Source organism: Pontibacter ramchanderi, assembly GCF_002846395.1.
GTDB lineage: Bacteria > Bacteroidota > Bacteroidia > Cytophagales > Hymenobacteraceae > Pontibacter > Pontibacter ramchanderi.
The window spans coordinates 1,311,233-1,319,063 of the sequence record NZ_PJMU01000002.1; the positions used below are offsets into that span (position 1 = coordinate 1,311,233).

At 52.2% G+C, this 7,831-nt stretch carries 4 protein-coding genes; 2 read left to right on the top strand and 2 right to left on the bottom strand.

What is annotated here, in order from left to right:
- Positions 1-14 precede the first annotated feature (14 nt).
- Positions 15-2,315: a TonB-dependent receptor domain-containing protein gene (locus tag BD749_RS12715; protein WP_245869120.1), complete on the top strand. Its 2,301-nt coding sequence runs from the start codon at positions 15-17 to the stop codon at positions 2,313-2,315.
- 1 nt (position 2,316) lies between these two features.
- Here BD749_RS12715 and BD749_RS12720 read toward each other — a convergent pair whose 3' ends face one another.
- Together BD749_RS12720 and gcvP are read right to left on the bottom strand one after the other, a co-directional pair.
- Positions 2,317-2,919: a DUF4136 domain-containing protein gene (locus BD749_RS12720; RefSeq protein ID WP_101444681.1), complete on the bottom strand. Its 603-nt coding sequence runs from the start codon at positions 2,917-2,919 to the stop codon at positions 2,317-2,319.
- 159 nt (positions 2,920-3,078) lie between these two features.
- Positions 3,079-5,997: an aminomethyl-transferring glycine dehydrogenase gene (gene gcvP / locus BD749_RS12725; protein WP_101444682.1), complete on the bottom strand. Its 2,919-nt coding sequence runs from the start codon at positions 5,995-5,997 to the stop codon at positions 3,079-3,081.
- Between the two features lie 256 nt (positions 5,998-6,253).
- Between gcvP and BD749_RS12730 the strand changes: the two genes are divergently transcribed.
- Entirely contained in the window at positions 6,254-7,474 is a 1,221-nt protein-coding gene (locus tag BD749_RS12730) for an NAD(P)-dependent oxidoreductase (protein WP_101444683.1), read from the top strand.
- Positions 7,475-7,831: the final 357 nt, after the last annotated feature.

The following is a 7,831-nucleotide window of genomic DNA, read 5'->3' on the forward strand; positions in this document are numbered from 1 at the left end:
GCTAACTTGCACCCATGAACTTCATACTATCCCCGTTCCGTCTCTGTCTCCTGACTACCCTGATGCTACTGCCTTTGCTGACTCATGCCCAACAGCAGATTTCAGGGCAGGTGTTGAGAGCCCAAACCCGTCAGACGCTGGAAGGGGTAACCATCACGGCCAGTAGCGGCGAACAAACGTTGACCAATGCCTCCGGCCACTTCAATCTAACCGTGGCAGACCAGGCATCTTTTCTGTTGATCTCACACATTGGGTATAGATCCGACACAGTTTCATTGCAGCGCACCCGGCCAGGTATAGCACTGCAGGTACACCTGCAGCCGCTCACGGCAAGCTTATCAGAAGTGGTTGTAACGGGCTATGAAAGCAACCGGCCTCTGCTGGAAACCGCCGGCGCCCTGAGTATCATCGACCGGGAAGTGATGCAGCGCTTCGACGAAAGTTCTCTGGTGCGGGCGGTGAACACCGTGCCGGGCGTACGCATGGAAGAGCGGGCTACGGCCAGTTACCGCCTTTCGATCAGGGGCAGCAGTTTGCGTTCGCCCTATGGCATCCGAAATGTGAAGGTATACTTGGGTGAGGTGCCGCTCACCGAGTCTAATGGCATTACAAACCTGAACCTGTACGATGCGGCAAATTTCAACAGCATGGAAATTTTGAAAGGACCGGCAGGCAGTATTTACGGCGCAGGTACAGGGGGCACAGTATTGCTCGAGCCCCGCAGAGCAGCTCCCGGAGAGAAGACGTTTCAGGTAGGCACTACTTTTGGTTCCTTCGGTTTGCAGCGCTATACGGCCAGTGCCAGTGTGGGCGGCGTGAAGCAGAGCCTATACCTGCAGTACACTCGCCAGCAACTCGACGGCTACCGCGAGCAATCGGGTATGGACCGCGAAACACTCCTTCTCACCTCTACCTTTAACCCATCCGACCGCAGCACAATACAGGCAAATCTAATTTACTCTGATCTCTTTTACCAGCTGCCTGGCGGGCTAACGCGGGAGCAGTATGAGCAGAACCCGAAGCAGGCGCGCGGTGGGATGTTCGGGAGCGTAGCGCAAAATGCTTCGATGAACCAGCAAGGTATAAACCTTGGCTTGTCGCAGGAGTACCGTTTCACGGAGAACTTTAAAAACACGACAGCCGTGTACGGTCTTTTCAGGTATAGAGACCACCCCTTCAACACCGACTACGAGCGCAACACCAACCAGGAGTATGGAGTCCGCAGCCGCTTTGTTTACAACACCAATCTGGGTGCTATACCTACCACCGTCACCTTCGGCGGAGAGTACCAACGCGGTTTCGAAACGGCCCGCACTTATGACAACAATCGAGGTATACCTGACTCGCTCCGCACCGACGACGAAGTGCTGGCCAAAACAGGTTTGCTTTTCACTCAGGCTGAGTTCGAACTGCCCGGCAACTGGATAGCCACGGCCGCTCTCAGTCTGAACGATACCCGCTACGAGATCACCCGCCTGCACCAGGCCCCTGCCGGCGGCCCTTACCAGTATACCCGCGATTTCAGCGCCGTACTTTCGCCCCGGGTGGCCTTGCTCAAGCGCCTGACCGAGCAGGTATCGGTACATGGCAGTGTGAGTGCCGGTTTCTCGCCGCCTTCCGAAGAAGAACTGCTCACCTCGGACGGGGCCCTGAACCAGGAATTGGAAGCTGAGAAAGGCATTAACTACGAAGCAGGTATACGTGGCTATACCCTGGGCAGAAAACTGAGCTTTGATGTGGTGGCTTTTCACTTCCGACTACGGGAAACAATTGCGAGCCGACAGGATTTGTCCAGTATAGCCGTATTCCGCAATGTAGGCGCAACTTCACAAAGTGGACTTGAAACCGCCCTGGGCTATACCTTGCTCGAAGATGCTACGCAGCCGGTGAGTTTGCTCAAGGTATGGAGCAGCTATACCTACAGTCACTTCCGATTCCGCGATTACCAGAAGGACGACACCGACCTGAGCGGCAACAGACTCACCGGCGTAGCCCCGCATACCTTAACCGCCGGCCTCGACCTGGCTACCCGCGTCGGCCTATACCTTCACCTGACAGCCAATTATGTTGACGAGATCCCACTGACAGACGAAAACACGGTTTATGCAGATGCCTACTTGGTGGCTGGAACCCGACTTGGGTTGAGACGGGAGCTGGGACGAAATTTTTTGTTGGATGTCTTCGCCGGTGTCGAAAATCTGACCGATGAGAAATATAGCCTGGGCAACGACCTGAACGCTTTCGGCGGTCGTTACTTTCAGCCAGCTTCACCACGCAACTATTACGGCGGCTTCAGCTTAGCTTACCGACTATAAGTTATCGTGAGGTCGGTCTTTCAGAGGCGGGCCGATTGGGAGGGTATAGAGAGAGGATGCTAATGATAGACCTTCTTATTCTGCTTTCATCGGTCTGTGTCACATTGAGTTCACCTTCTGCCACACCTCGCCACAGCAGTTCATTCGTGCTAGCCGATACCAAATCTATGAGCATAGTGCCGGGTGTGTATTGAGCCACAGGCCTGAAATTCGGGAAATCAATCGTATTATAATTGAAACGATAGCCGAACCAGTAGGCATAACCAAATTCAGGCGAAGCTGTGGCAGCCTCCTGTGCGACTGATACATCATAAGCGACCAATAGATCCGGGTTATCTGCATCGAGGATCAATCCCTTCTTCACCAGTTCAGCCGCAATGGCATCGCGCACGCGCCTATCTAATAATGGTTCATATCGATTGGGATCAGCTGAGGTATTGGCCATTTCCGGTTCCAGCAGGGCAAAGGTGCGGTATACCTGAAAATCCACGCTGCGGTCGTAAGTGCTGTCAGCCACGATAGAAGGGAGGCAGCTACTCAGCCCAAGCAACAGAGCAGGTATCAGGTATAACCAATGTTTGAAGTAAGGTATAGTGTTTCGCATAGAGCTGTTGGTTTAGGACGTTTCTAAAACAGGTATACGGTTTGATGCAGGCAGTAGGTATAGCCAGGTATAAACAGATATAGCAGTCGGGGCCAGTGCGGCTAAAACAAAAAAGCCTGACCACAAGGCCAGGCTTTTCAGGTATAAGCATGGGATAGATTAGCCGATAGCTACCATCTCATTTCCATTTTCATTATAAGCTTCGATCGGAGCGCAAGAGCATACCAGGTTACGGTCGCCGTAGGCGCTGTCGATGCGGCTCACGGTTGGCCATACCTTGTTGTTGCGCAGGTATGCCATCGGGAATACCGCTTTCTCGCGAGAGTAAGGGCGCTCCCAATTTTCTACCAAGGCTACTTTCATGGTGTGCGGTGCGTTCTTCAGCACGTTGTTTTTCTGATCAGCCTTGCCCGCTTCGATCTCACGGATCTCCTCACGGATCGAGATCATCACGTCGCAGAATCTGTCCAGTTCTTCCTGTGCCTCCGACTCGGTTGGCTCCACCATCAGCGTACCTGCTACTGGGAACGATACGGTTGGCGCATGGAAACCATAGTCCATCAGGCGCTTCGCAATATCCTCTACCTCCACGCCATACTTCTTGAACTCGCGGCAATCGAGGATCATTTCGTGTGCGCAGCGGCCGTTCTTGCCCACATACAGCACTGGGTAGTGTTTCTCTAGACGCGCCTTGATGTAGTTCGCGTTCAGGATCGCCACTTTTGTAGCCTCTGTCAGACCTTCGCCGCCCATCATCGCGATGTAGGCATAAGAGATTGGCAGGATAGAAGCAGAACCCCAAGGCGCAGCCGAGATAGCGTTGATGGCCTCTTTGCGACCCAAGTCAACCACAGCGTGGCCAGGCAGGAACGGAGCCAGATCTTTCACCACACCGATCGGGCCCATGCCAGGACCACCGCCACCGTGAGGGATACAGAACGTCTTGTGCAGGTTCAGGTGACACACGTCAGCACCAATGTGAGCTGGCGACGTAAGGCCTACCTGGGCGTTCATATTGGCACCGTCCATGTATACACGGCCACCGTTGTCGTGGATGATCTGACAGATCTCGATGATAGACTCCTCGTACACACCGTGTGTAGACGGGTAAGTCACCATCAGGCAAGACAACTCATTCTTATATTGCTCAGCTTTCGCGCGCAGGTCGGCTACGTCAATGTTGCCTTTCTCGTCGCACTTCACGATTACCACTTTCATACCGGCCATTACCGCAGAAGCCGGGTTGGTACCGTGTGCAGAAGAAGGTATAAGCGCTACGTTACGGTGGTGGTCGCCACGTGACTCGTGGTAGGCACGGATCACCATCAGACCGGCGTACTCGCCCTGTGCACCTGAGTTAGGCTGCAACGACATCGCGTCGAAACGGGTGATCTCGCACAGCCAGGCCTCCAGGTTCTTGAAGATCTCAGCATAACCCTGTGTCTGGTCGGCAGGAGCGAATGGGTGCAGCTGTCCGATCTCTGGCCAGGTTACCGGGATCATCTCCGCCGTAGCATTCAGTTTCATGGTACAAGAGCCTAGGGAGATCATGGAGTGAACCAAAGAAATGTCTTTGTTCTCCAGGTGCTTCATGTAACGCAGAATCTCGTGCTCGGAGTGGTGCTTGTTGAACACCTCGTGCGTCAGGTACTCGCTGGTACGGATCAGTTTGTCTGACCAGGTGATCTCCGTGTCTTCCGGAAGCTCGTCTATACCTAGCACGTCAGCAGACTTACCTGCTACTTTCGCGAACACAGCCAGGATGTCTTTCACATCTTCCAGCTCGGTGTTCTGGTGCAGGGAAATGCCGATGAAGTTCTCTTCGAAATAACGGAAGTTGATACCTGCCGCTTCTGCCTCCGTGCGGATGGCATTTTTCATGTCAGCACTCTCCACCGCAATTTTCAGCGTGTCGAAGTAAGCTTCGTTCAGTTGCTCGAAGTCAAGGGCTTTCAAGCCTTTCTCGAGTTGCTGCGCCAATGCGTGCGTGTTCAGACCGATGTACTTCAGGCGACGTGGGCCATGGTACACGGCATACATACCGGCGATTACCGCCAGCAATACCTGCGCGGTACAGATGTTAGAAGTTGCTTTCTCACGACGGATGTGCTGCTCACGCGTCTGCAGGGCCATGCGGTAGGCTCTGTCACCGGCGGCATCCACCGAGATACCGATAATACGGCCCGGAATAACACGCTTGAAAGCATCTTTTGTAGCAAAGTAAGCGGCGTGCGGACCACCAAAGCCCATTGGCACACCGAAACGCTGGGTAGTACCCACTACCACGTCGGCGCCCATCTCACCCGGAGGTGTCAGGAGCGTCAGAGAAAGAATATCAGCAGCCACAGCTACCAGGATGTCCTGGGCGTGAGCTTTGCTGATGAAGTCTGTATAATCGAAAATGGCACCGTCGGCGGCGGGATACTGCACCAAGGCTCCGAATAGAGTCTCGTCAGAGAGATCCACTTCGCGGTGGTCACCGATTACCAGCTCAATGCCGATAGGTATAGCACGTGAAGTAAGAATGTCAATTGTCTGCGGCAACACCAGGTTGGATACGAAGAAGCGGTTGGCATTCTTGCGTGCGCCCTTGCGCTGGGCAAAGAACATACCCATGGCCTCGGCAGCGGCAGTGCCCTCGTCCAGCAAAGATGCGTTGGCGATTTCCATACCGGTCAGGTCCATCACCATAGTCTGGTAGTTGATCAGCGCCTCCAATCGGCCCTGCGCGATTTCAGCCTGGTAAGGGGTATAAGCAGTATACCAACCCGGGTTCTCCATAATGTTGCGGAGGATCACAGGAGGCATGATGGTGTCGTTGTAACCCAGACCGATATACGATTTGTATACCTTGTTCTTTCTGGCGATCTGTCCGAATTGCTTCAGGAAGTTTGTCTCAGAAAGTGCCTTTGGCAGGTTCAGCGGCTTCTTCAATCTAATGGCGGCCGGTACGGTCTCCTCAATCAGTTGATCCAACGAGTCTACCCCGATGGTTTTAAGCATGTCCTGCATTTGCTCTTTGTCGGGGCCGTTGTGGCGCTCCTTAAAAGTGTCAGCAGGTTTTGTTTTAAGTATCATAACGATGAAGTATTGATTGGGAATTTGGGATTTTCAATTGCTCTGGAAGACAGGCCAAAGGCGCTCTTTCAGTAATTTCTACAAAAGTAATAGTAATTGTTTATTATATTGAAGCATGAAAGCTAAATAGTTCGGGGTGTGGCGACTGGCCTTGGACACGATTATATAAGGCACACCTATATATAAGGTATAGCGCCTGGCGTTCCCCAGACTTTCAAACACAAATACTAGCAGAACAATTCACAAACACGCACCTATGGAAAAAGTTAAGATTGGCATTATTAAGGAGGGCAAAATACCAGTTGACAAGCGCGTACCGCTCACCCCTAAAAAGTGTGTGGAAGCCATGCAGGAGTTTCCGGGAGCAGAAGTGGTGGTGCAGCCCAGCGACGTGCGCTGTTTTACCGACGAAGAGTATGCCGAACTAGGTATAGCTCTGCAGCAGGATCTGAACGACTGCGATGTGCTGATGGGTGTGAAGGAAGTGCCGGTTGATCAGCTGATCCCGAACAAGACTTATTTCTTCTTTTCCCATACCATCAAGAAGCAGCCCCATAACGCCAAGCTCCTGCGGTGCGTGCTCGACAAAAAGATAACCTTAATAGACTACGAGCTCCTGACCAATACACAGGGGCAGCGGGTGGTGGCCTTTGGCCGATATGCAGGTATAGTGGGTGCCTACAACGGCATCCTGACCTATGGCAAAAAGTGGAAGCTCTTCGACCTGAAGCCCGCCTACCTCTGCCATGAGATGGAAGACATGCAAGAGGAGTACTTTAAGGTGAAGCTACCACCCATCAAGATCGCCGTAACAGGTGGTGGCCGAGTAGCAGGCGGCGCCATGGAAGTGCTCGATAAGATGGGAATCAAAAAGGTGAGTGTATTCGATTACCTGTACAAGCAATTCAACGAGCCCGTATACGCCCAGCTGCACTCGGGCGACTACAACAACCGCCCCGATGTAGAGGTATGGGACTCGCCTGATTTCTACGCACATCCAGAGCTATACCAATCGACTTTCCGTAAGTTCACTAAAGTAACCGACCTCCTGATGGCCTGCGCCTACTGGGATCCGCGTGCTCCAAAGCTGTTTTCAGAAGAAGATACCCGTCAGCCAGACTTCAAGATCGACACCATTGCCGACATCACCTGCGATGTGGACGGCTCTATACCTACCACCAAACGCGCTACTACCATACCTGAGCCCGCCTATGATTACAACCCGGAGACAGGGAAGACGGAGCCAGCCTATAGCAGAAAAGAAAATATCACGGTCATGGCAGTAGACAACCTACCATGCGAGCTGCCCCGCAACGCCTCCCGCGATTTTGGGCGCAACATTATAGATTATGTATTCCCGCAGTTCTTTAATAATGATGAGGGTGGTATGCTAGAGCGAGCTACTATTGCCAAAGCAGGAGAACTAACTGAAAGGTATAAGTACCTGCAGGAGTATGCTCAAGCGGCAGCGGTTTAAGTAGACACTATAACTATAGTAGACACTATAACTATAATAGAGTAGCAACAAAGTAAGGTATAGTCTAGGGATAGGCTATACCTTATTTGTTTAAAAAGGAGGTAGCATAAGGTTTATAATAGATAACGCATTAGAAAGAATCGATACAATAAAGGCAATGTGTAACATTAGATAGAAACTTTGAAACTATTTGAAAAATAATGAAGGTGCAATTCAGGTAGTTAGAAGAAACCATCTTGAAACACTAACTAATGTTATAACATACCCCTTGCGGAGAAGAAAACTTTTGCGACCTTTGCACTCCCAACCCGGACATACGGTTCGGGGGAGAGGGACAAGGCTAGCCGGCAGGGCGGC